This is a genomic window from Nonomuraea fuscirosea (assembly GCF_035917475.1).
GTDB classification, from domain to species: Bacteria; Actinomycetota; Actinomycetes; order Streptosporangiales; family Streptosporangiaceae; genus Nonomuraea; species Nonomuraea fuscirosea.
The window spans coordinates 6,295,557-6,317,839 of sequence record NZ_CP109074.1 but is presented as its reverse complement, the minus strand read 5'-3'; the positions used below and the strand labels follow the sequence as shown (position 1 = coordinate 6,317,839).

General features: G+C 71.9%; 23 protein-coding genes. 12 read left to right on the top strand and 11 right to left on the bottom strand.

What is annotated here, in order from left to right; all coding sequences use genetic code 11:
• The first annotated feature begins 28 nt into the window (after positions 1–28).
• The gene (locus OIE67_RS28820; protein WP_326626279.1) at positions 29–1,150 is read left to right on the top strand and encodes a hypothetical protein; all 1,122 of its coding nucleotides are present in this window, start codon (positions 29–31) and stop codon (positions 1,148–1,150) included.
• Positions 1,151–1,249: 99 nt separating this feature from the next.
• Here the strand turns inward: OIE67_RS28820 and OIE67_RS28815 are convergent, their stop codons facing one another.
• Positions 1,250–1,723 (bottom strand): hypothetical protein, encoded by a 474-nt coding sequence (locus tag OIE67_RS28815; protein ID WP_326626277.1) that lies wholly within the window; start codon positions 1,721–1,723, stop codon positions 1,250–1,252.
• A 46-nt stretch (positions 1,724–1,769) separates the two neighbouring features.
• Positions 1,770–2,528 (bottom strand): alpha/beta hydrolase, encoded by a 759-nt coding sequence (locus OIE67_RS28810; protein WP_106244443.1) that lies wholly within the window; start codon positions 2,526–2,528, stop codon positions 1,770–1,772.
• A gap of 190 nt (positions 2,529–2,718) precedes the next feature.
• On the opposite strand from OIE67_RS28810, the gene OIE67_RS28805 reads away from it, so the two are divergent.
• Positions 2,719–3,426 (top strand): lysophospholipid acyltransferase family protein, encoded by a 708-nt coding sequence (locus tag OIE67_RS28805; protein ID WP_106244445.1) that lies wholly within the window; start codon positions 2,719–2,721, stop codon positions 3,424–3,426.
• A 54-nt stretch (positions 3,427–3,480) separates the two neighbouring features.
• On the opposite strand, the gene OIE67_RS28800 is transcribed toward OIE67_RS28805, so the two are convergent.
• Positions 3,481–3,954, bottom strand: a complete 474-nt coding sequence (locus OIE67_RS28800; protein ID WP_326626272.1) for a MarR family winged helix-turn-helix transcriptional regulator — start codon at positions 3,952–3,954, stop codon at positions 3,481–3,483.
• An 82-nt stretch (positions 3,955–4,036) separates the two neighbouring features.
• Here OIE67_RS28800 and OIE67_RS28795 point away from each other — a divergent pair, with 82 nt between their 5' ends.
• Positions 4,037–4,462 carry a DoxX family protein gene (locus OIE67_RS28795; protein WP_326626270.1) on the top strand — a complete coding sequence of 142 codons (426 nt, stop codon included), beginning with the start codon at positions 4,037–4,039 and terminating at the stop codon, positions 4,460–4,462.
• A gap of 165 nt (positions 4,463–4,627) precedes the next feature.
• Here the strand turns inward: OIE67_RS28795 and mmuM are convergent, their stop codons facing one another.
• Together mmuM and OIE67_RS28785 are read right to left on the bottom strand one after the other, a co-directional pair.
• Complete coding sequence (gene mmuM, locus OIE67_RS28790) at positions 4,628–5,494, bottom strand: homocysteine S-methyltransferase (RefSeq protein WP_326626269.1); 867 nt, start codon at positions 5,492–5,494, stop codon at positions 4,628–4,630.
• A 202-nt stretch (positions 5,495–5,696) separates the two neighbouring features.
• The gene (locus OIE67_RS28785; protein ID WP_326626267.1) at positions 5,697–6,365 is read right to left on the bottom strand and encodes a Crp/Fnr family transcriptional regulator; all 669 of its coding nucleotides are present in this window, start codon (positions 6,363–6,365) and stop codon (positions 5,697–5,699) included.
• A 74-nt stretch (positions 6,366–6,439) separates the two neighbouring features.
• Between OIE67_RS28785 and OIE67_RS28780 the strand changes: the two genes are divergently transcribed.
• Complete coding sequence (locus OIE67_RS28780; protein ID WP_326626265.1) at positions 6,440–6,703, top strand: YciI family protein; 264 nt, start codon at positions 6,440–6,442, stop codon at positions 6,701–6,703.
• Between the two features lie 17 nt (positions 6,704–6,720).
• Here OIE67_RS28780 and OIE67_RS28775 read toward each other — a convergent pair whose 3' ends face one another.
• Together OIE67_RS28775 and OIE67_RS28770 are read right to left on the bottom strand one after the other, a co-directional pair.
• Positions 6,721–9,177, bottom strand: coding sequence for a VIT domain-containing protein (locus OIE67_RS28775; RefSeq protein WP_326626263.1), 2,457 nt, complete (start codon positions 9,175–9,177; stop codon positions 6,721–6,723).
• A complete protein-coding gene (locus OIE67_RS28770) occupies positions 9,174–10,109 on the bottom strand; it encodes a helix-turn-helix domain-containing protein (RefSeq protein ID WP_326626260.1) in 936 nt (311 codons plus the stop codon). The genes OIE67_RS28775 and OIE67_RS28770 overlap by 4 nt, the downstream gene beginning before the upstream one ends.
• 116 nt (positions 10,110–10,225) lie before the next feature.
• Between OIE67_RS28770 and OIE67_RS28765 the strand changes: the two genes are divergently transcribed.
• Together OIE67_RS28765 and OIE67_RS28760 are read left to right on the top strand one after the other, a co-directional pair.
• Positions 10,226–10,693 carry a Dps family protein gene (locus tag OIE67_RS28765; protein WP_326626258.1) on the top strand — a complete coding sequence of 156 codons (468 nt, stop codon included), beginning with the start codon at positions 10,226–10,228 and terminating at the stop codon, positions 10,691–10,693.
• Between the two features lie 370 nt (positions 10,694–11,063).
• Positions 11,064–12,086, top strand: a complete 1,023-nt coding sequence (locus tag OIE67_RS28760) for an alkaline phosphatase PhoX (protein ID WP_106244458.1) — start codon at positions 11,064–11,066, stop codon at positions 12,084–12,086.
• A 233-nt stretch (positions 12,087–12,319) separates the two neighbouring features.
• Here the strand turns inward: OIE67_RS28760 and OIE67_RS28755 are convergent, their stop codons facing one another.
• On the bottom strand, positions 12,320–13,183 hold the full coding sequence (locus OIE67_RS28755) for a bifunctional helix-turn-helix transcriptional regulator/GNAT family N-acetyltransferase (protein ID WP_326626255.1): 864 nt from the start codon (positions 13,181–13,183) through the stop codon (positions 12,320–12,322).
• Between the two features lie 94 nt (positions 13,184–13,277).
• On the opposite strand from OIE67_RS28755, the gene OIE67_RS28750 reads away from it, so the two are divergent.
• The 3 genes from OIE67_RS28750 to OIE67_RS28740 all read left to right on the top strand — a co-directional run bounded on the left by OIE67_RS28750 (position 13,278) and on the right by OIE67_RS28740 (position 16,810).
• The gene (locus OIE67_RS28750) at positions 13,278–14,183 is read left to right on the top strand and encodes a lactonase family protein (protein ID WP_326626253.1); all 906 of its coding nucleotides are present in this window, start codon (positions 13,278–13,280) and stop codon (positions 14,181–14,183) included.
• A 52-nt stretch (positions 14,184–14,235) separates the two neighbouring features.
• On the top strand, positions 14,236–15,615 hold the full coding sequence (locus tag OIE67_RS28745; RefSeq protein WP_326626251.1) for a N,N-dimethylformamidase beta subunit family domain-containing protein: 1,380 nt from the start codon (positions 14,236–14,238) through the stop codon (positions 15,613–15,615).
• Positions 15,616–15,784: 169 nt separating this feature from the next.
• Complete coding sequence (locus tag OIE67_RS28740) at positions 15,785–16,810, top strand: 6-phosphofructokinase (RefSeq protein WP_106244870.1); 1,026 nt, start codon at positions 15,785–15,787, stop codon at positions 16,808–16,810.
• 151 nt (positions 16,811–16,961) lie between these two features.
• Here the strand turns inward: OIE67_RS28740 and OIE67_RS28735 are convergent, their stop codons facing one another.
• Both OIE67_RS28735 and OIE67_RS28730 read right to left on the bottom strand, forming a co-directional pair.
• Positions 16,962–17,750 carry an MHYT domain-containing protein gene (locus OIE67_RS28735; protein WP_326626247.1) on the bottom strand — a complete coding sequence of 263 codons (789 nt, stop codon included), beginning with the start codon at positions 17,748–17,750 and terminating at the stop codon, positions 16,962–16,964.
• A 104-nt stretch (positions 17,751–17,854) separates the two neighbouring features.
• A complete protein-coding gene (locus OIE67_RS28730; RefSeq protein WP_326626245.1) occupies positions 17,855–18,703 on the bottom strand; it encodes an MHYT domain-containing protein in 849 nt (282 codons plus the stop codon).
• Positions 18,704–18,815: 112 nt separating this feature from the next.
• Here OIE67_RS28730 and macS point away from each other — a divergent pair, with 112 nt between their 5' ends.
• The 3 genes from macS (at position 18,816) to thiI (ending at position 21,910) form a co-directional block, all read left to right on the top strand.
• Positions 18,816–19,916, top strand: coding sequence for a MacS family sensor histidine kinase (gene macS, locus OIE67_RS28725; RefSeq protein ID WP_326626243.1), 1,101 nt, complete (start codon positions 18,816–18,818; stop codon positions 19,914–19,916).
• Between the two features lie 53 nt (positions 19,917–19,969).
• On the top strand, positions 19,970–20,650 hold the full coding sequence (locus OIE67_RS28720; protein WP_326626241.1) for a response regulator transcription factor: 681 nt from the start codon (positions 19,970–19,972) through the stop codon (positions 20,648–20,650).
• Between the two features lie 63 nt (positions 20,651–20,713).
• On the top strand, positions 20,714–21,910 hold the full coding sequence (thiI, locus tag OIE67_RS28715; RefSeq protein WP_326626239.1) for a tRNA uracil 4-sulfurtransferase ThiI: 1,197 nt from the start codon (positions 20,714–20,716) through the stop codon (positions 21,908–21,910).
• Positions 21,911–21,949: 39 nt separating this feature from the next.
• Here the strand turns inward: thiI and OIE67_RS28710 are convergent, their stop codons facing one another.
• On the bottom strand, positions 21,950–22,237 hold the full coding sequence (locus tag OIE67_RS28710) for a YiaA/YiaB family inner membrane protein (protein WP_326626236.1): 288 nt from the start codon (positions 22,235–22,237) through the stop codon (positions 21,950–21,952).
• Between the last annotated feature and the right edge of the window lie 46 nt (positions 22,238–22,283).

Genomic DNA, 22,283 nt, shown 5'->3' with positions numbered 1-22,283 from the left:
CAGGCTCTCCAGCCCGTAGCATTTCCTCATGACTCGTCGCTCTCAGCGGCGTGCGCTCTCCTTGATCTTGGCGACGTCCGTGGCCTTGACGCAGGTCACGCCCGCCGCGCATGCCGATCCCCGTCCCGCCCAGAGCGAGGCCCAGATCGAGGCATGGCAGCAGTCGACCAGCGTCCGCCTCCAGCCCGACGGCTCGCTGTCCGACGTGCTGGCGATCTCTCCCACCGACGTGTGGGCGGTGGGGCAGCAGGAGATCTGGGACGTCTGGAAGAACCGCGGCACCATCCGCCACTGGGACGGCGGCAAGTGGTCCGAGGTCAGCGTGCGCGATGCCACGGCCGCGGGCAACCTGCGCGGGCTGGCCGCCGCGTCGGCGTCCGACGTGTGGGCGGTCGGCGACGGGCACGACGGGGTCCCCTTCCTCGCCCACGGCGACACGAGCGGGTTCGACCGGCTCCGGCCGCAGGCCATGCGGGCGGGCGACTGGCTCGGCGGCATCGACGCAAAGTCGGGCAAGGTCGTGGCGGTCGGCAGCCGCGAGCGCAACGCGCTCATCCTCACCGGCCAGGGCAACTCCTGGACCGCGCAGGAGACCAAGGAGAAGGGCGCGCTCTACGCGGTGGCGGGCGGGTTCGCGGTCGGCGACACCGGTAACGGGCCGCTGATCATGCACAGCTCCGGCGGCACCTGGAAGTCCATGCCGGTGCCGTCCGTCCCCGGCGGCTACCTGCGCGACCTCCAGGTCGACAACTCCAAGCGGGCGCTGGCCGTGGGCGGCGTCTACCGCGGGCCCGGCGAGATCTCGCCGCTCGCCCTGGCCTGGAACGGCAAGCGCTGGCGCCGGTTGCGGCTGCCCGGCGCCGAGGCCAGGATCTACGGGGTGACCGGCGACGGCAAGGGCCGCTACTGGATGACGGGCTACGACCCCTCCGAGGCCGCGGAGCCGTTCATGACGCGGTGCGAGAAGGGGCGCTGCGAGGTCATCAGGGGCGAGGCCAAGAAGGGCAGGAGCAGCGTACGGCTGCAGGCCGTGACCTACCTCGCCGGCAAGGGGACGGTGTGGGCGGTCGGGCACGCGGTCGACAAGGCCGATCGCTACACCGACGTGGTGGAGACGTTCGCGCCCAAGACGACCACCCAGAAGTCCTGAGAGGCCCTGCGGGACTTCAGCGGACCTTCAGCGGACCACGCCGGCGTCCCGGTCCCGGCGCGCGTCCGGAGAACGGCGCCGGCGTCGGCGGCGCGTTCGCTAGAGGACCGCGCCGTCGTCCCAGCCCGAGTCGTTGGGCGGGCCGTCGCCCATGCGGACCACGAGGGCCACGAACCCGCCGATGAACGCCGCCACCGCGGTGAACAGCGCCCACCCCTCCATGTGCCAGCTGGCCATCGCCGCGACCAGGAGGTAGGCGGGGCCGCCGAACAGCGCCACCCACGCCAGCTTGGTCGCCAGGTCGACCTTGGGCAGCGGAGGCGGCGGCGGAGGCTCGAAGTGCCCCTCGTCCTCCTCGTCCTCGTCCCGGCCGGAGGGATCGTCCTCGGGATCGCGGCCGGAGGCGTCGTCGCCGTCCGCGTGCTCCGGCGGCTTGACCACGCGGCGGATCGGCTCGGCGGGGACGTTCTCGCTGTCCGGCCATGGCTGGTCGGCCGAGTCGCGCTCGGCTGTGTCGTTGAAGGACGCGACGATCTGCCGCCAGACCTCGTCCTCGTCACTCTGGGGCGTCACCTAGATGGGCCTCTCCGCAGCGATCGCGACTTCCCCCTGGGTGCGATCAGTCCCTCTGCAAGGGTACCGAGGCATGTGTCCGGATGAAGTCGAGGCTACCGGCAAAGATCCGGTCGGCATCGTTGTCCAGCGTCGCAACATGGTAGCTATCGGTAAGCTCCTCGATCGTGGCCTGCGGGACCTTCGCCCGGATGATCGCGACACTCGCGGGCTTGACCACATGGTCCTCCGTACTGTGGAAGACCAGCAGCGGTTGTGTCACCTTCGCCAGGTCGGCCTGCACCAGCGACCACAGGCCGGGCAGCGAGGCCGCCGCCTTCACCGGGGTGCGGGTGTAGGCCAGCTCTGTCACACCGGGCTTCTTGACATCGTTGGCGACGCCGGGGACCGACGCGACGAACCACTTGAGCAGGGGGGCCAGCCGCAGCAGCGGCACGTCGAGCGCGATCGACGGGTTGACCACCATCACGCCCCTGATGGCCGCGCCGTGCACCTCGGCGAGCCGCAGCGCCAGGCAGCCGCCCAGCGACAGCCCTGCCACGAACACCTCCGCGCACCGGCCCTGGAGGTCCGCGAACGCCTTCTCCACCTCGGCGTACCAGTCCTCCCAGCGCGTGCGGTTCATCTCCTGCCACCTGGTGCCGTGCCCGGGCTGGCGGGGCAGCGAGACGCTGACCCCGTGCCCGGCCAGGTACTCGGCCCACGGTCGCAGCGACTGCGGCGTCCCGGTGAAACCGTGGCACAACAGCACGCCGATCTGACCCGCGTCGTGGTGGTAGGGCTCCGCGCCTGGCATGAGCGGCATAACAGCTCCTCTGTGCTGTTTCATTCCGGCAATTTCCTCCAGAACGGCCCGATCGTCGCATGTTTCGAGGTGTTTGTGCGAGAGGTGATGTAGGAGCATGGCCGTCAAGGTGGGAAGATGACTCTGCCCGCCGGCGGATGACGGCCGGACGAAGTGCCCGCAGGACGACGTGCGCAGGAAGAGGTGCCAGGTGTTCTACTGGGTGGTCAAGGCCATCTTGGGGCCGTTCCTCCACCTCGTGTTCCGGCCGTGGACCGAGGGCGGCGAAAACGTGCCGAAGCAGGGGCCCGCGATCCTGGCCGGCAACCACCTGTCGTTCGCCGATCACTTCTTCGGCCCGCTGCAGATCCGCCGCAAGGTCATCTCGCTGGGCAAGGCCGACTACTTCACCGGCAGCGGCGTCAAGGGCTTCTTCACCCGGCTGTTCTTCAGCGGGGTCGGCACCGTGCCGATCGACCGCTCGGGAGGCAAGGCCAGCGAGGCCGCCCTGCGCACCGGGCTGCGCATCCTGCGCGAGGGCAACATCCTGGGCATCTACCCCGAGGGCACGCGCTCGCCCGACGGCCGCCTCTACAAGGGCAAGACCGGCGTCGCCCGGCTCGCGCTGGAGTCGCGGGTGCCGGTGATCCCGTGGGCGATGGTCAACACCTACGAGATGATGCCGCCGGGGCGGCCGCTGCCCAAGCTGGGCATCCGGCCGGGCGTGAAGTTCGGCAAGCCGCTCGACTTCTCCCGCTACTACGGCATGGAGGATGACCGGCTGGTGCTGCGCGCGGTGACCGACGAGATCATGTACGCGCTGATGGAGCTGTCGGGGCAGGAATACGTCGACAAGTACGCCGCCAGCGCCAGGGTCGAGATGGAACGCGCCGCCCGCGCCGCGGCGGCCAAGCACTAGACCCTGGGGTCAGGGCGGTGACTTTCGCAGGCTCCGCGGGCCCGCCTGAGGCGGTCACACGGAGGAGCGTAAGGCCTCCTCCGACTTGCGCATCGCGCTCGTCATGGCGCGCAGCTCCTCGCGGCTGAGCCGGTCGATCAGGTATTCGCGGACGATCTCCAGGTGGCCGGGCGCCACCCGTTCCAGACAGCTCATGCCCGCCTCGGTGAGCACCGCCAGCACGCCGCGGTCGTCGGACGGGCAGGTCGCCCGCCGGACCAGGCCCGCCTTCTCCAGCTGGGTGATCTGGTACGTCAGCGCGCTCTTCGAGGCGACTACGCCCCTGGCCAGCTCTGTCATGCGCAGCCGGCGGCCGGGGGCGTCGGCGAGCCGCACCAGGATCTCGTACTGCGGGTGGGTGAGCCCGGCGGCGGCTTTGAGCTGCTCTTCGATGCGCCGTTCGAGAAGGTGGGAGGTGGACAGGAAGGCGCGCCACGCCGCCATCTCGGTCGCGTCCAGCCAGCGGGGGTCTGTCCGGGGGTCCGTCACCGCATCAGTGTACTGTCGTTCGAATTTGAACGACCACTGCTAGAGTTGTCGTTCAAATTCAAACAATCATCGAGGAGAGCGCATGGTGGATCAGGCGCGTCCCGTCGTCCTGCTGCTGGCCAGGATCGCCGTCGGGGTGATCTTCCTGGTGCACGGCTACCAGAAGTTCGCGACCATGGGGATCGCGGGCACGACCAAGTTCTTCGAGTCCGTCGGCATTCCGCTGGCCGGCCTGGCGGCTCCGGCCGTGGCCGTCCTGGAGATCGCGGGCGGGCTGGCGCTGATCCTGGGCGTGGCGCTGCCCGTCGCGGGCGCGCTGCTGGCCCTCGACATGATCGGCGCGATCGTCTTCGTCCACGGCGCCAACGGGCTGGCGGGCGAGGGCGGCTACGAGTTCGTGCTGGCGCTGGCCGCGGCCAGCCTGGCCGTCGGCTTCACCGGGGGTGGCGCCTTCGCCCTCGACCGCGCACTCGGCCGCCGCCGCGGCACCGCACCGGCCATCGCATAGCCGCCGGAACCCGACGCCCAGGACCCGCGCACTCACCCGTGCGCGGGATCCCGCGGCGTCCCTGCCGGCGGCTCAGGCTCAGGCCGGTCGTCAGGGGGCTCCCGCCACGGATCCGGCGGCTTGATCCAGCCGGGCGCGGGATGCTTCGGTGGCTCCGCCGGTGGCTCAGGTCAGCCGGGCGCGGATCTGGGCGATGTACTCGGGTGTCGTACGGCAGCAGCCGCCGATCAGCGACGCGCCCGCCCGCTGCCACTCCACGGCCGCCACGCCGAACTCCACCGGGTCGGCCAGGCCCAGCCAGCGATGGCCGGCCGCGTCCCACGTCTCGCCCGAGTTCGGGTAGACCACGACGGGCAGGCCACCGGACAGGCACGAGATCAGCCCGGGCAGGTGACGGGGCGCCGTGCAGTTCGCGCCGACCGCCACCACCTGCGGATTGCCCATGAACAGCGCGGCGGCCCGGCGGATCGGCGTGCCGTCGTTGAGCCGCTCGCCGTCGCGGCAGGAGAAGCTCACCCACGCCTTCACCTCGGGCGCGCTCCGCAGCAGCCTGTCCAGCGCCCGCGCCTCCGGGTAGGACGGGATCGTCTCGCAGGCCAGGAGATCGGCCCCGGCCGCCGCCAGGATCTCCCAGCGCGGCAGGTGCCAGGCGTACAGGCCGTCCTCGTCGAGGTCGTAGTCGCCGGTGTATTCGGCGCCGTTGGCCAGGTAGGCGCCGTACGGGCCCACCGAGGCCGCCACCAGCCCCCGCCCCGCCTCGTCGCGGGCCTGCCCGGCCAGCTCGACCGACAGCCGCAGCAGCCGGGCCGCCTCGGCCGCGTCCAGCCCGCGCCGCGCGAAACCCGGCAGCGAGGCCTGGTAGCTGGCCGTGGTGGCGACGTCGGCGCCGGCCGCGAAGTAGTCGGCGTGCACGCGCCTGATCAGCTCCGGCTCCTCCAGCAGCAGCCGCGCCGACCACAGCTCGTCACGCAGGTCCGCGCCGAGCCTTTCGAGCTGCGTCGCCAGCCCGCCGTCCAGGACAAGTGTCGTCACTTATCCAGGGTATGTGCGGCATGACCACCCCCGGGACGCGACGATCACACGGCCAGGCAGGTCAGGCCGTTCCGCAGCGACCCCACCGTGATCGCCCGGCACCACCGGACACGATACTCGCGCGGAAGGCCCCACCCAGCCTTCCGGTGCGAGCTGCCCTGGCGAGCGGGGGCTCCCTGCCGGACGTCCGGTCGAAGCGGGCTCATGGGGGAGGGGTGGGCACGGCGGCGAGGTGGGCCAGGAGGCGAGGGTCGAGCACGACCACCTCACCCGCGCCGATCTCGATCAAGCCTCGGCGCTCGAACCCCCGCAGAGCCCGGTTGACGCTCACCCGCGTCGCGCCGATCTCGGCACCCAGACCGGCCTGCCCGCCGTGCAGCGGCACCCGGCCGCCCGCGCAGCGCCGTACCAGCCAGGAGGCCACCCGCGACGGCACGTCCCGCGTCGCCGCGTCCAGCAGCCGCTCGTCGAGATCCCGTACGGTGGCGGCCAGCGTGCGCAACATCCGCGCCGCCACGGACGGCTCCGAGGCGACCAGCTCCATCACGGCGGCGCGCGGCAGATAGGCGACCCGCACCGCCGTCATGGCCGTGCGCGTGGCCCGGTGCGGGCCGTCCACCAGCAGCGCCGTCTTGTCGAACGCGACCGGCGCCGCCTCCACGGCCAGGACGACCTCCCTGCCCTCCGCGCTCACCCGCCCCGCCTTGACCCGCCCCTCCAGCAGCACGATCAACTGATCGGCCGGGTCGCCCTCGGTGCACAGGACTTGCCCGGCCCCGTACCGCCGCTCGCGGCCCACCGCCTCCAGCGCGCGCAGCCGCTCCTCGCCGAGCCCGCCGAACATGGGCAGACCGGCCAGTGTGTACGTCATGTATCCCGTGATACACCACCCCCGTGACCCGCGATGCTGACCGCTCGGGCGACCGCGCCCTAACGTGACGGGGCATGGCGAGATACGTGGTGCACATGTCCTTCGACGGCGACCCCCGGCGACTCGCGGCCCGCCCCGCCCACCGGGAACACCTGCGGCGCCTCAAGGAACAGGGCCGGCTGGTGACCGCAGGCCCCTGGGCCGACGACAGCGGTGCCCTGCACGTCTACGAGGTGACCGACGAGGCGGAGCTGCGGGACATCCTCGAGCGGGACCCGTACACGGCGGTGGACGGCTACAAGATCGAGCTCCTACGGGAGTGGAGCCCGATCATGTAGCCGCCGGCGCCGCGCCGTCAGCCGCGCTTCCAGAACGGCCCGCGCCTCCTGCCGCCGGTTTCGGGCGGAGCGCCGTCGCCGGACTCGCGTCGGTTATCGCCGAGGAACGTGGTCAGGACCTCGACGGCGTGGTCGTGCAGGGAGCGCGCGTCGGCCCCTGGGCGCTCCGCCGCCTCCAGTTCGCCGGCCAGCCGCTCCAGTTCCTCGTGACCCCCGAGGTAGGCGGCCAGCGCCGCCAGTCGGGTGCCCAGGTCGGCCAGGTACAGCAGATCCGGCAGGGGCAGGGCGTTGAGGCGGTCGAGCTCGGCGGCCAGCTGGGGACGTACCGACTCCAGCCGATGCCCAGCGCGCCCGCCCGCGGACCCCGGCCGGGGGACGGACCCGCCTCTGCCCCTCCCCACGTACGGAGGCGCGGCGGGCACCGGCGGCCCGCCGAACGTGGGCGCGCCCCCGCCGAACACGGGCCCGCTCTCCGGCCCACCGGACGCGGGCGCGCCTCCAGGACCACCGGGCCCGCCCTCCGGTGCGCCGCCGCCGACGAATCCCTGGTCCAGTTCGGCCATCCCAGGCGCCGCCGGCATCCGCATCCGGGGCGCCGGCGGGGGAGCCGAGGCCAGCATCACGCCGGCCGCGAAACCGCCCATCGGCGGCGGCGCCGGCATCTCCCAGCCGCTCGGCGGCTCGACCGGCTGGATCACCCGGTGCTCCGGCCCCTCGCCGGCGACCTGCCTGGTGTCGACGGCCACGTACGCGGTGAAACGGCAGAGCACGCCGTACTCGAGCGACGTGCGCACGATCTGCTCCTCCAGGCCGTGCTCGCCCATGGCGTAACGGTCCTCCAGCTCCCGCAGGTGGGCTCGGGCCCAGACGGCGCGGACGGCCGGGCTGTCGACCGTCACGCCCTCGGCCCGCTCCTCCCACGGCGCGCCCGCCGCCATCCCGCGCACGGTGACCGACGAGCCCTCGCGGTAGCGCCCGTACGCGCGCAGCGGCACGCCCGGGAAGATCGAGCCGAGGTGGGTGAGCGTGCCGGGCTCGACGTCCAGATCCTTGATCTCCAGGTCGGTGACCAGCGGCGCGCCGATCCTGCGGTGGATGTGCTCCATGGCGGCGTCGAGGCGGTCCTCCGACTCGACCAGCTCGCACCGGCCCGCGCCGAGCCCGGCCAGCCGGCCGAGGAACCCGGCGTTCACCGCCCTGTCGATGCCGACCGTGTGCACGCGCATGGCCGACAGCGCGCCGCCCGCCTGCTCCAGGATCTGGTCCTCGTTGCCCACCTGGCCGTCGGTGACCAGCACCACGACGCGTTCGCGCCCGCTCTCGCCGTCCAGCAGCGCGATGGCCTGGCGCAGCGGCTCCAGCAGCTCGGTGCCGCCGCGGGCGTCCACCCGGGACAGGTGCTCGACCGCGCGGTAGCGGTTGCGGTCGGACGCCTGCGCCATCCCCTCGAACGCCTGCTCCACCACGGAGTCGAAGGTCAGCACCGCGAACCGGTCCTGCGGCGTCAGCGTGTCGACGATGCGCGCGGCCGCCCGCCGGGCGCACACCATCTTCCAGCCGCCCATACTGCCGGACCGGTCGAGCAGCAGCACCAGGTCGCGCGGGGTGCGCGGAGCCGGCAGCGGCGGTGGGAGCACGGTGAGCGCGAACGTGCCCCGGCCGTCGAGCTGCAGCGCCGTGGAGGCGTCGAACGACAGCCGCAGCACGAAGTCGCGGTCGAGCCGCTCGCCGGGACGCACGCGTACGGTACGGATCGCCTGATCGGGCCCGCTGGTCTCCTCCTCCACGACGTGCAGGCTGGAGGCCAGCTCGCGCAGCTCCAGACCGGCGGCGTCCACGCGCGCGGTCAGCGACAGCCGCACCGGTTCGGGGAAGCCGGGCAGCAGCACGGGAGGGCTGATCCTGGAGGCGTCGGGGACCGCGCCGGTGTCGGGCGCCGTGCCGTCACCGGCCGGCGGCCCGTCGATCGGCCGGCCGGGGATGTAACGCGGCGCCACGACCAGCGGGAACCTGAACGTGGCCGCGCCGTCCTCGTACGGCAGCGGCTGACTCATCGACAGGCTGACCGTGACGCGCTCGCCGGGCAGGATGTTGCCCACCCTGATCGTGAACACGTCGGGCCGCTCCTCCTCGGCGATGGCCGCCCGCCTGCCCTCGCGCAGCGCCCGGTCGTAGTCGGCCCTGGCCTGGCCGCGCTCCTTGAGCACGCCCTCGACCACGCGGTCGTCGGCCTCCATCCGGAACGCGGTGACGGCCGCGCGCTCGGGCAGCGGGAAGACGTACGTCGCCTCCAGGGTGACGTCGAACGGGTTCCTGAACCCCTGCGTGACCTCGACCCCGGCGATGAGCCCCGAGATGTCCGCGGCCACGTCCACGCTCTCCAGCGGCAGGTTGCCGCGCTCGGTCAGCAGCGCGCCGAACCCGGCGTCCGGCACCGGCAGGCACCGCGCGGGCTCCAGCGAAGTGATCTTCATATCAGATTCCTCTCTTCGAGCACCGCGAGCAGCGGTCCCGCCGCCGCCAGCACCGCCTGAACGTCCTCCTCCGACGGAACCCGCCCCGCGTCCAGCACGAGCCGCGCCCCGCCGCCCAGCCTGACCCCCGTAACCACCCGGCGACCGTCCCCCTCCCGCCGCGCCGCCTTCGCCGGGCTCGGCGTGCCCGCCGCCCTCTCCCGGGCCGTCACCCCCGCCGCATCCGGCCGCTCGACCCAGAACCGCCCCCGCCCCGCCCGCCCGCCGTCCCCCAGCAGAGCGCCTTCCACGGTCCCACCTTCACGGGACACGCCGTGGAGGGACCCAGCGTCCGAGGACGCGTTGTCCAGGGATGCACCATCCGGGTATCCGGCATCCACGGATCCGTTCTCAAGGGATGCGCCGTCCAGAGAGGCGGCTTCCAAGGACACGCTGTCCTGGGCTGCGTTGCCCGAGGATGCGTTGCCATGAGAGGCGCCGTTCCGGGACGCAGCATCCCTAGACGCGACATCCAGGGATGTGTTGCCCGAGGGTGCGTTGCCCAGGGTGGCGCTGTCCGGAGGGGGGCCCGCAGGGGAAGAGTCGTCTAGGAAGGTGGCGGTCTTGGGGTCTGGTGGGTGGGCCAGGTTTGCCGCTGACTCCAGCATGCGGTCCGTGGCTCCCGCCAGGGCCGTCTGGATTTCGGCGATCGAGCGGCCGGCGGCCTGTAGTCGTTTCACCGCCACCAGTTGCAGCAGGTGCCGCCGCCCGTAGCGGGCGATCCGGCCGCGCCGGGTCAGTGGCGGGTCGACCAGCCCGATGGTCGTGTACCACCTGATCAACCGCTCCCCGGGCACGTCGCGGACCCGGCCGTTGGCAGGAGGCGGCGCGCCGTCGCGCAGGGCGCGCGCCGCGTGCTCGGCCAGCTCGCCGATCGTCCAGGTGTCACTCATACGACCACACTGACACTGTCACTATTACACTGTCAACTACCGAAAATGTGGGAAGAACCACCCCAAATAGGACGTTGAGCCAGGTGTAAAGCCCACCCCTCGGGGAGGAGAAGAGCATGGCTACGATCACCGGCCCACTTTCGGGCGATGCAAAGAACACCGTCGCGGAAGCCCTCCAAGGCGCCCTGGTGGATCTGATCGATCTGTCCCTGGTCGCCAAGCAGGCGCACTGGAACCTCATCGGTTCCCACTTCCGCGCACTCCATCTCCAGCTCGACGAGGTCACCCAGCTGGCCAGGACCCACATGGACACCATCGCCGAACGCGCCGTCGCCCTCGGGATCAGCCCGGACGGCCGTTCCGCCACGGTCTCCCGTTCCACGAAGCTGCCTCAGCCGGAGAGCGGCTGGATCGAGGACGGCAAGGTGGCGGCGACGATGACGGACATCCTCGACGGCATCAGCAAGCGCATGTACGAGCGCATCCAGGCCACCGAGGAAGCCGACCCGGTCAGCCAGGACCTGCTGATCGCGGTGACGCAGGAACTGGACAAGCAGCACTGGATGTTCCAGGCCCAGCGCTGATGCGGGGGCGGAAAGCCCGGGCTCGCCAGCCCGGGCTTTCGCATGTCCGGAGGCCGGGGTGCCCGCGCCGAGGTGTTCGCGTGCCCTCGGCTGCAGGTGGGCTCGTGCCGGGGTTTTCGCGGGCCAGGCGGCAGGTGGCCCGTGCCGGGGTTTCGCGGACCTGGCGGCAGAAGGTTCGTGCCGGGGTTTGCGCGTGTCCGGTAGGAGGTGGCTGTGCCGGCTTTCTGCGTGCCCGGTAGCAGGTGGCCCGGGCTGGGGTTTCGCGTGTCCGGCGCGGGTCTTCGGGGTTTGCGCAGAGTTTGAACTCGCGAGTCCCTGCCATTCATGTCGGTGCGGTCGACTAGCGTGGCACCTAGAGGGAGGCCCAACGATGTCCCGCAAGACTCTCCTCCGCACGGGCCCGCTCTTGGCGGGCGGCATCAGCCCGTACGGACCGCTCGGCCTGACCGGCCCCGGCGGCCTCGCGCTGCCCCCGGGGTTCACCGGCAGGGTCGTGGCCCGGTCGGGCGACAAGGTCGCCGGCCTGACGTGGCACTCGGCGCCCGACGGCGGCGCCTGTTTCCCCGACGGAGCCGGCTGGATCTACGTGTCCAACTCCGAGCTGCCCCTGCTCGGCGGCGCCTCGGCGCTGCGCTTCCGCGCCGACGGCAGTGTCGCCGACGCCTACCGCATCCTGTCGGGCACCGATCTCAACTGCGCGGGCGGCGCGACGCCGTGGCACACGTGGCTGTCGTGCGAGCTCGGCCATCGGGGGCGCGTGTTCGAGTGCGACCCCTACGGCGCGCGGGCGGCGCGTCCCCGCCTGTCCATGGGGCGTTTCAAGCACGAGGCCGCCGCCTGCGACCCCGAGCGGCGCGTCATCTACATGACCGAGGACGAGCCCGACGGCTGCTTCTACCGGTTCCGGCCCGGCGACTGGGGCGACCTGACCGAGGGCACGCTGGAGGTCCTGTGCGGCTCCGGCCGTTGGCAGGCGGTGCCGTCGCCGGCGGCCCTGCTCAAGGAGGCCCGCCACCAGGTCGACGACGCCCGCCACTTCGACGGCGGCGACGGCTGCCACTACGCGGGCGGGGTCTGCTACTTCACCACCAAGGGTGACACCGGGCTGTGGGCGTACGACGCCCAGACCTCGTCGCTCGACCGGCTCTGCGAGGGCGTGCGCGCCATCACCGCCGCCCCGTCGGGTGACCTCTACGTCGCCAGGGAGCGCGCGGAGATCGACGTCATCGCGCCCGACCGCGCGGTGACCCCGTTCCTGCGGCTGGAGGGCTACGACGGGGCCGAGCTGACCGGGCTGGCCTTCTCACCCGCCGGCGAGCGCCTCTACTTCTCGGCCAGACGCGGCCGCACAGAGGGCCACACGTTCGAGGTAACGGGCCCCTTCCGCACCTGAGCCGAGCCTCCGGACAACCCTGGAGAGCCTGGACGATCTCCGTCCGTGGCCTGCCCCGGGCCGCTTGTGCCGGACCGGGGACGTCTCGACGGACCCCGCTCAGCCGGTCAGCCGGTGGGTGGGTGAGGCGGTGAACTGGTGGGACGGCTTGGCCGGGGCGGCTCAGACGGTGGGACGGTGGGCCGGGTCAGCGGTGGGGTGGTGGGTCGGTGGGTGGGTTCGGGTGGGGTGGGTCAGGTGGTGGGGTGGAGGGCTAGGGACCACATCTGTTCGTTGACCGGGACTCCGTTCTCCATCCCCTTCTCCTGCGACTCCAGCGAGAACCCCGCCGCCTGGTAGATGCGCCGGGCGCTCACCAGGCTGTCGCGGGTCCACAGGGTGATCCGCTCGCAGCCCTCGGCCCGGGCGTGCCGCAGGCACTCCTCGACGAGGCGGCGACCGATGCCGAGGCCGCGCGCGGCCGGGTCGACCAGCAGCATGCGCAGCTTGGCCGTGGTGGCGTCCTGGCGGACGTAGAAGACGCAGCCGACGCGCCGGCCGCCGGACTCGGCGATCCAGCCGGTGTCGCGGGTGAGGTCGAGGTCGCCGACGATCCGGGCGACGAGCTGCTCGAACTCGATGCCCCAGCCGTACTCGGAGCTGTAGAGGGCGCCGTGCCGCTCGACGACCCAGCCGAGGTCGCCGGGGCGCGGCGGCCTGATCACGTACGGCTCGCGCTCCCGCTCCGCCGCGCTCAGCAGGGACCTGATCGCCGCCATGCTCGACACCAGCCGCTCCTGGTCGGCCTCGGCCAGGCCGGACATCAGCCGCCCGATCACCTCGGCGGAGCGGGCGTCGAGCCCGGTGAAGACCTCGTCGCCGCCCGGGGTGAGCCGGACGAGCTGCTTGCGCGCGTCGGCGGCGGACCGCTCGCGGATGATCAGGCCGTCGGCCTCGAAGCGGGTCAGGATGCGGCTGAGGTAGCCCGCGTCCAGGCCGAGCAGGCCGCGCAGCTCGCCGGTCTCCATCCGCTCCGCCTGGGCGAGCTCGAACAGCACCCTGGCCTCGGTCAGCGAGTACGGCGAGTCGAGCATCCCCGCCTGGAGCGCGCCGATCACTTTCGTATAGAACCGGTTGAAGGCTCTCACCTCAGAGACCCTTGCTTCCGTCAACGAATTCATTGCCGCAGTCAACCATAGGAGGACCCCCGCTGTGAAGTACGTGCGCATAGGCGGATACGGCCCCGGCATCATCACGGTCGGCGGCGGGCTCACCAGGGTGACGTCACCGTCGTTCCTGGCCGCCCATCCCTCCCTGCCCGTCCTGTACGCCGTGGGCGAGCTCGAACGCGGCTGGCTCACCGCCTTCCAGGCCGACGGAAGCGACCTCGGCCCGCTCGACGAGCGCCCCAGCGAGGGCTCCTACCCCTGCCACGTCGCCGTGGCGCCCGAGGGCGGCCTGCTCGCGGCGGCCAACTACGGCGACGGCACGGCCACCCTCTACCGCCTCGACGAGCGGGGCGCGTTCGAGGGCGAGCCGATCGTGCTGCGCCACGAGGGCTCGGGTCCCGACAAGGACCGCCAGGAGGGCCCGCACGCCCACCAGGCCGTCTTCCGCGACGGGCTCGTGCACGTCTCCGACCTCGGCACCGACGAGATCCGCCGCTACCGCTACGACGGCACCGAGCTGGAGCCGATCACCCTGCCGCCCGGCACGGGACCGCGCCACTACGCCTTCTCGGGCTCCCGCCTGTACGTGGCGGGCGAACTCGACGGCACCGTCACCCTGATCGACGGCGAACGCCGCACGACCGTGCCCGCCTCCCGCCACGAGGGCGCCAACGCCCCCTCCCACCTGCAGCTCGACGGCGACCTCGTCTACGTCGCCAACCGTGGCCCGAACACGATCGCGGTGCTGCGCGCCGCCGACCTGTCGCCGGTCGCCGAGGTGCCCTCGGGCGGCGACTGGCCCAGGCACTTCGCGATCGATGGGGACCGCCTGTACGTGGCCAACCAGAATTCCGGCGAGGTCACGATCTTCACGCTGCGCGACGGCGTCCCCGAGCCGTCGGGGGAGAGGTACGAGGTGGAGAGCCCGGCCTGCGTGCTGATCCGTTAATCACTTCGCCAAGCCGGCACCGTAAGAGGAGCCCGGAGGTGACCATGGCCTCGTGCGCAAGATCCTTCTCGCCCTGGTCCTGCTGGTCGCCTCCTGTGGCGAGCCGCCGCCCGCCGCCCCGCCGCTCACGAGGGCGGCGCCGGCCGCCGAGCCGGCCCGGCCGGACGTGCAGGAGTCGTGGCGGATCACCCGGCACGGGGCCGAGCACGAGATCGAGGGGTACGCCGACCGGGTGAGCGTCCTGCCGGGGGAGCGGTTCGGGCTGCGCGTCTCCACGACCGCGCCGCGCTTCACGGCCAGTGCCTTCCGCATGGGGGCGAACCCGGCCAAGGTGTGGCAGTCGGAACGGGTCAAGGGGACGCGGCAGGCGCCGATGCGGCTCGTCCGCGGCACGGTGAGCGCCGCCCACTGGACCCCGTCGCTGACCGTGGACACCACGGGCTGGGCGGAGGGCGCGTACCTCATCCGGCTCGACGCCTCCACCGGCGCCCAGCGCTACGTGCCGATCACCGTGCGCTCGGCCTCCACCGCCGGGCGGGTGGTGATCGTGAACGCGGTCACCACCTGGCAGGCGTACAACCTGTGGGGCGGGCGCAGCCTCTACAAGGGCCCCTCCGGGTACGCCGACCGCTCCCGCGCCGTCAGCTTCGACCGCCCCTACGACGGCACCGGCGCCCGTCTCTTCCTCGACTTCGAGAAGGAGGCCCTGGCCGTGGCCGAGGCGAGCGGCGTGCCGCTGGCGTACCTGACCAGCCTCGACCTCGAACCCGGCACGCTCGACGGGGCCCGAGCGGTCGTGTCGCTGGGCCACGACGAGTACTGGTCGCCGGCCATGCGCCAGGTCGTCACCAGGGCCAGGGACCGGGGCACGAACCTCGCCTTCCTCGGCGCCAACGCCGTCTACTGGCGCATCGCCGTGGACGGCAGGAAGGTCGTCTGCGACAAGGAGGACGACTGCCCCGTGTGGCGCGCGTCGAAGCCGGAGAGCGCGCTGGTGGGGCAGATGTACGACTGCTTCCCCGCCGAGGGCGTCTACCGGGTGACCAGGCCGGGCCACTGGATCTTCGCCGGGACGAAGGGGCGCAGCTTCCCCGGCATGGTGGGCGTGGAGACCGACCGGGTCTCGCGGGGCTCGCCGCGCGACGTCCAGGTGCTGGCCGAGTCGCCGTTCTCGTGCGGCGGCCGGGCGAGCGTCACGCACAGCACGTACTACACGGCGCCGAGCGGGGCGGGGGTCTTCGCCTCCGGCACGATGCGCTGGGTGTGCGCGCTGCGCGGCTCACGCTGCGGCCACGGCGTCACCGGGGCGGCCGCCGCCTTCACCCGCCGCGCCACGACCAATCTGCTCACCCGCTTCGCCGCGGGCCCGGCGGGGAAGCGGGAAGCGCCTCGGACGGGATCTGCCCGTTTTCGGGGACAACGAGGGCTATAGCCCCTGGTGTCCCCGGCGTCGGTAGCCGACACCTGCACGAAATCTCCGCCAAATCAGGGTTTAGTCTCCGGGCCTGGCGTTTGGTCTAGACCACTGCGTGTGAGGGCGGGCACAATGCGAGTCTGACATGAAGGTCTGGTTCGTGACCCCCTATCGGGAGGAACCCGCCATGCGTATTGGAGTGCTCACCGGAGGCGGCGACTGCCCCGGCCTGAACGCCGTGATCAGGGCAGTGGTGCGTAAGGGGGTGAGCGTCTACGGCCACGAGTTCGTCGGCTTCCGCGACGGCTGGCGCGGCCCCTTGGAAGGCGACACGATGCCGCTCGACATCGGAGCGGTCCGCGGCATCCTGCCACGCGGAGGAACCATCTTGGGCTCCTCCAGGACCAACCCGATCAAGATCGAGGGCGGCGTCGACCGGATCAAGGAGAACCTCGCCTCGACCGGCGTGGACGCGTTGATCGCCATCGGCGGCGAAGACACCCTGGGCGTCGCCAAACAGCTCTACGACCGCCAGGTCAAGGTCGTGGGCGTGCCCAAGACCATCGACAACGACCTGTCGGGCACCGACTACACCTTCGGCTTCGACACCGCGGTCAACATCGCGACGGAGGCCATCGACCGGCTGCACACCACGGCCGAGTCCCACCACCGGGCGCTCATCTGCGAGGTCATGGGCCGCCACGCGGGCTGGATCGCCCTGCACGCGGGCATGGCCGGCGGCGCGAACGTCATCCTCATCCCGGAGAAGCCGTTCGACATCGACCGCGTCTGCGAATACGTCGAGTCCCGCTTCCGCACCCGCTACTCGCCCATCATCGTGGTCGCCGAGGGCGCCCACCCGATCGAAGGCCAGATGGAACTGCAGGCCGGCACGCTCGACGCGTTCGGTCACGTACGCCTCGGCGGCATCGGGGAGGTGCTGGCCAAGGAGATCGAGAAGCGTACCGGCAAGGAGGCCCGCACCACGGTGCTCGGCCACATTCAGCGCGGCGGCACCCCGACGGCCTACGACCGGGTGCTGGCCACCAGGTTCGGCCTGCAGGCCATCGACGCGGCCCACGAGGGCGACTACGGCAAGATGGTCGCGCTGCGCGGCACCGACATCGTCCGGGTCGGGCTCGACGAGGCCACGGCCGAACTCAAGACCGTTCCCGTGTCGCGTTACTCCGAGGCGGAGGTGTTCTTCGGTTAGCCGTTGTCCGGCCGGTTGTAAGTGACGTGAAAGCGGGCGGCCGTACCTTCTGAGGCAGCGGGGTTACCGCTACAACCCCCGAGGGGTACGGCTTGCGCCGCAGCGAGTCGGCGGCCCACTACGCGTCGCAAGCCGTACCCATGCACATAGCTCAAGCGCGGGGCGTGCCGAAGAGATCCACCTCCGGCGCGCCCTCGTCGTCGCGTGCGCGCAGCCGCCGCCGGTACTCCTGCTCGCTGCGCAACTCCTTCTCCGACGGCGACAGGATCACGGTGAGCAGCAGGCCGACCGTGATCAGGCTGATGCCCACGATGAGCGGCAGCAGGAAGTCGATGGCCTGGGCGCCCGCGACCGGCATCATCTCCGTGTGCGCGGCGACCGACATCGAGTACATCCCGGTGTAGTGCATGCCCGAGACGGCCACGCCCATGACCAGCGCCGCCCCGCCGATCCGCAGCGCGCCGCTGACCCGCAGCGTGAACCACAGCGCCACCGTGGCCGCGGCGACGGCGATCAGCACGGACAGCGTGACGATCACCGGGTCGTAGGACACCATGCCGGACATGTTCATCGCGGCCATGCCCAGATAGTGCATGCCGGCCACGCCGAGGCCGGTCAGGACGCCGCCGCCGAGCAGGAAGCCGGTCCCCGCGCCGCCGCGCGTGGCCCCGTGGGAGGCCAGGAAGAGGCCCATGCCCACGACGACGACGGCGAGGATCGCCGAGGCGGCGGTGAGCGGCACGTCGTACCGGATCACCGAGCCGTGCACGGAGAAGCCGAGCATGGCGATGAAGTGCATCGTCCAGATGCCGGTGCCGCCGATCGCGAACGCGGCCCCGACCAGCCAGAACTTGGTCTCGCGGCCGCGTGTCAGCCGCGCGCGCGAGGTCAGCAGGAGGCCGAGCATCGACCCCACGCTGGACATGATGTACGCGAGCACGGGCGTTAACAGCCCGAAAGAGAAGTGATCAACCGGCGACATTCCCCCACCCATCCCTTACGCACCGATAAGGGAGTATGAGCAGGGAGTCGTCGCGCGCGCAACTACCTTCGTCGGGCCTGCATCGGCTGGTGCTGCGGCACCGGGGCGGGATAGGTGAGCTGCTGCTGCTGGGCGGTGCGGCGGCGCAGTTCGAGCTTGGCCACGAGTTCGGCGTCCTCGTGCAGCTCCTCCTCCGAGGGCGACAGGATCACCATGAGCAGCATGGTCAGGGTGATCAGGCTGATCACGGTCATGAGCGGGACCAGGAAGTCGAGCGCGTCGGCGCCGGAGACGGGGGAGGCCTCGGGGTCGACGGAGACGTGCATGGCATACATGCCGGTGTAGTGCATGCCGGCCACGGCCAGGCCCATGACCAGGGCGGCGCCGGTGATCCAGATGGGCCGCTTGACGCGGAGGGTGAACCACAGCGCGACCGTGGAGGCCACGATGGCGATGGCCACGGAGGCGCCCACGGTGAGGCGGTCGTAGGAGACGTGGGCGGACATGTTCATGGCGTACATGCCGAGGTAGTGCATGGAGGCCACGCCGAGCCCCGTGAGCAGGCCGCCGCCGAGCAGTGCGATGACGCGCCCGCGCCCGTAGGAGACCAGGAACAGACCGGTGCCGACGACCACGATGGCGACCACGGCCGACGCGGCGGTGAGCCAGACGTCGTACTTGATCTGGATGCCCTCCACCTCGAAGCCCATCATCGCGATGAAGTGCATGACCCAGACGCCGGTGCCCCCGATGGAGATGGCCGCCCCCAGCAGCCAGCGCACGCGGGCGCCGCCGCGCGAGGCGTGCGCCTGCGCGGTGAGCCGCAGCCCGAGCATCGAGCCGATGCAGGACATGACGTAGGCGAGCAACGGCGTGAGCAGTCCGTAGGTGAAATGATTCACGGCGGTCATCTATCGGTTCCTTGCATTAGGGGTCCCCGGATTCTGCCATCCGGGATGTCCCTTTCGCATAGATATCGCAACTATCGGTCAACCCGGCGTGTCGGAAACGTGAGAGAGTCTCATGGCTATCGAGGGCCCGTTCTGGCGGGCGATCGCCGTCTTCCGCGTGGCCTCGCTGGCGTACGCGGCCGTCCTCATGGCCCAGCACGGCGGCTACGCCCGCCCGGTGCTCGGCTGGCTGGTCATCGGCGTGATGGCGCTGTGGACCGCGGGGGCCACGCTCGCCTACGCCCGCGCGGCGCTGCGCCGGTGGCCGCTGCTCGCCGCCGACCTGGTCGTGACGCTGGCCTGCCTGCTGGCCAGCCCGTACGTGGAGGGCGCGCGGCAGGGCGAGGCCGGCACGCTGCCCGTGCCCGCGACCTGGGTGGCCGGCCCCGTGCTGGCCTGGGCCGTGCACGGAGGCCGGCGGGCCGGCGCGCTGGCCGCCGCCGTCGTCGCGGCCGGCGACCTGTGGCTGCGCGTGCGCGCCGAGGACGTGCCCGTCTCCGTCAACGGCACGGTGCTGCTGTTCCTGGCCGGCGTCGTGGTCGGTGACGTGGCCCGGCTGGCCAGGCGGGCCGAGGAGCGCATGCAGCGCGCCACCGAGATGGAGGCCGCCCAGCGTGAGCGCGAGCGCCTGGCCCGCGGCATCCATGACTCGGTGCTGCAGGTGCTCGCCCTGGTGCAGCGGCGCGGGCAGCGGCTCGGCGGCGAGGCGGCCGAGCTGGGACGCCTGGCGGGCGAGCAGGAGGCGGCGCTGCGCCAGCTCGTCGCGGCCGGCCCGCCGCCACCCCGGGGCGGCGCCGACCTGCGCGCGCTCCTCGGCCGCCACGGCTCGCCCGAGGTCACGATCTCCACCCCCGCCACGCCGCTGGTGCTGCCCACCGAGGTGGCCGAGGAGCTGGCCGCCGCGGTGGGGGCCGCCATCGACAACGTGCGCGCGCACTGCGGGGCCGGGGCGCGGGCGTGGGTCCTGGCGGAGTCGTGCGACGGGGCCGTGACCGTCACGGTCAGGGACGAGGGGCCCGGCATCCCCGACGGGCGGCTGGAGCAGGCGGCGGCGGACGGGCGGATGGGGGTGGCCAGGTCGATCAGGGGGCGGGTGGCCGAGCTGGGCGGACGGGTGTCGATCGTGAGCGTCCCCGGCCAGGGCACGGAGGTGGAGATCACCGTCCCGGTCTGACTCCTGGGACGCGGCCTCGCGGGCGGGGTGCGGTGCCGCGTTAGAGTGACGGCATGGTGCGGGTCATGGTGGTGGACGACCATCCCATGTGGCGTGACGGCGTCGCCAGAGACCTCACGGAGGCGGGCTACGAGGTCGTGGCGGCCGTGGGCGAGGGACGGCAGGCGGTGCGCGTGGCCGGGGCGGTGCTGCCCGACGTGGTGGTGCTCGACCTGCACCTGCCCGACCTGCCCGGCCCCGAGGTGGCCGCGCGGCTGGCCGCGGTGGAGCCGGCGCCCAGGGTGCTGGTGCTGTCGGCCAGCGCCGAGCAGGAGGACGTGCTGGAGGCGGTCAAGGCCGGCGCGTCCGGATATCTGGTGAAATCGGCGGGCCGGGAGGAGTTCCTCGACGCGGTCCGGCGCACGGCCGACGGCGACGCCGTGTTCACGCCGGGCCTGGCCGGGCTGGTGCTCGGCGAATACCGGCGCCTGGCCGCGCAGTCCGGCGGCCCGGGCGACGGATCGGCGGGGGCGGCCGGCGGTGCTTCCGGTGGCCGGCCGAGGTTGACCGAACGGGAGACCGAGGTGCTCAGGCTGGTCGCCAAGGGGCTGTCGTACAGACAGATCGCCGAACGACTCGTGCTCTCCCACCGCACGGTGCAGAACCACGTGCAGAACACCCTCGGCAAGCTGCAGTTGCACAACAGGGTGGAGCTCGTTCGATATGCGATCGAGCGGGGACTCGACGCGGACTAAACTCGATGGGTCGCGACGTTGCCATCAACGGCGCTTTTCCCCATCATCCCCGGAGGTTCCACCATGACGATGTCCGCCCTGGGCGAGCCGTGCGTTCTGCTCAAGCTGGGCGAGATCGTCCTCAAGGGCAAGAACCGCGAGCTCTTCGAGCGCCGCCTCATCAGCAACATCCGCGAGGCGATCCAGCCGCTCGGCGTCAAGACCGACGTACGGAAGCGGCACGGCGTGATCGCGATCTTCCTGCCCGAGGGCGCCACCGCCGAGCAGGCCGACGCGGTGGCCCAGCGGGTCGCCGACGTGCCGGGGCTGGTCTGGATCCACCGCGCCTGGCGGATCGCCAAGGACCCCGACGCGGTGCTGAAGGCCGGGCTCGAACTGGTCGGCGAGAGCGAGGAGGCCAAGCGGGGCGCCCGCTTCGCGGTCCGCTCCCGCCGCCGTGACAAGCGCTTCCCGCTGCGCTCAAACGAGCTCGACCGGCTGGTCGGCGGCGCCATCAACGACGAGTACGGCCTGCCGGTCGACCTGAAGAACCCCGAGCTGACGGTGTTCATCGAGGTCGACAGGGACGAGGTGTTCGTCTTCACCGGCGGCATCCCCGGCCAGGGCGGCCTGCCCGTCGGCAGCAGCGGCAGGGCGCTGGTGCTCATGTCGGGCGGCATCGACTCGCCCGTGGCCGCGTACCGGATGATGCGGCGCGGCCTGCACGTCGACTTCCTGCACTTCTCCGGCATCCCGTTCACCACGTCGGAGTCGATCTACAAGGCGTACGCGCTGGTCAGGAAGCTCGACCGGTTCCAGGGCAGGTCGCGGCTGTGGGTGGTGCCGTTCGGCAAGGCGCAGCAGTCGATCCGCACCTCCGGCCAGGACCGGCTGGCGGTGATCGCGCAGCGGCGGCTGATGCTGAAGACGGCCGAGGAGGTCGCCCACCGCATCCGCGCCTCCGCCCTGATCACGGGCGACGCGCTCGGGCAGGTCTCCTCCCAGACGCTGACCAACATCACGGCCCAGGACAACGCCGTCGAGCTGCCGATCCTGCGCCCGCTCGTGGGCTGGGACAAGACGGAGATCATGGCCGAGGCCCGGCGCATCGGCACGCTGGAGATCTCCGAGCTGCCCGACGAGGACTGCTGCTCGCTGCTGGCGCCCAAGCGGGCCGAGACCCGGGCCAAGATCGAGGATCTCAAGCAGATCGAGAAGCGCCTCGACGCCGAGGAGCTGTGCGTCCAGCTGGCCGACTCGATCCAGGAATACACCCTGTGACCGCCCCGCCGCCGGCCCCGTGGACGGCGGGACGGCGGCTCAGGCGTCGACCTTGAACGGGTCGTGCTCGGCCAGCAGCTTGTCCAGCCTGGCCTGGTCGACCCGGTTGGTGACCTCCGACAGCTCCTGCCGGTCGCGCACCACCTTGCACAGGGTGATCGTCGAGGTGACGACGTACAGCAGGCCGAGGGCGAGGAAGGCCTTCACCCACGCCTGGGCGGGCAGGTAGGCCAGGGCGATGACCATGGAGGTCAGCGAGACGGCGAACGACAGGATCGCCTGCGCGTGGAAGGCGGCGGTCCGCGTGGGCTGGATGGGCTTCGTCATGCGGTCATCGTGCCGTCGCGCGGGCGTCGCGCACATGAGGATTCGT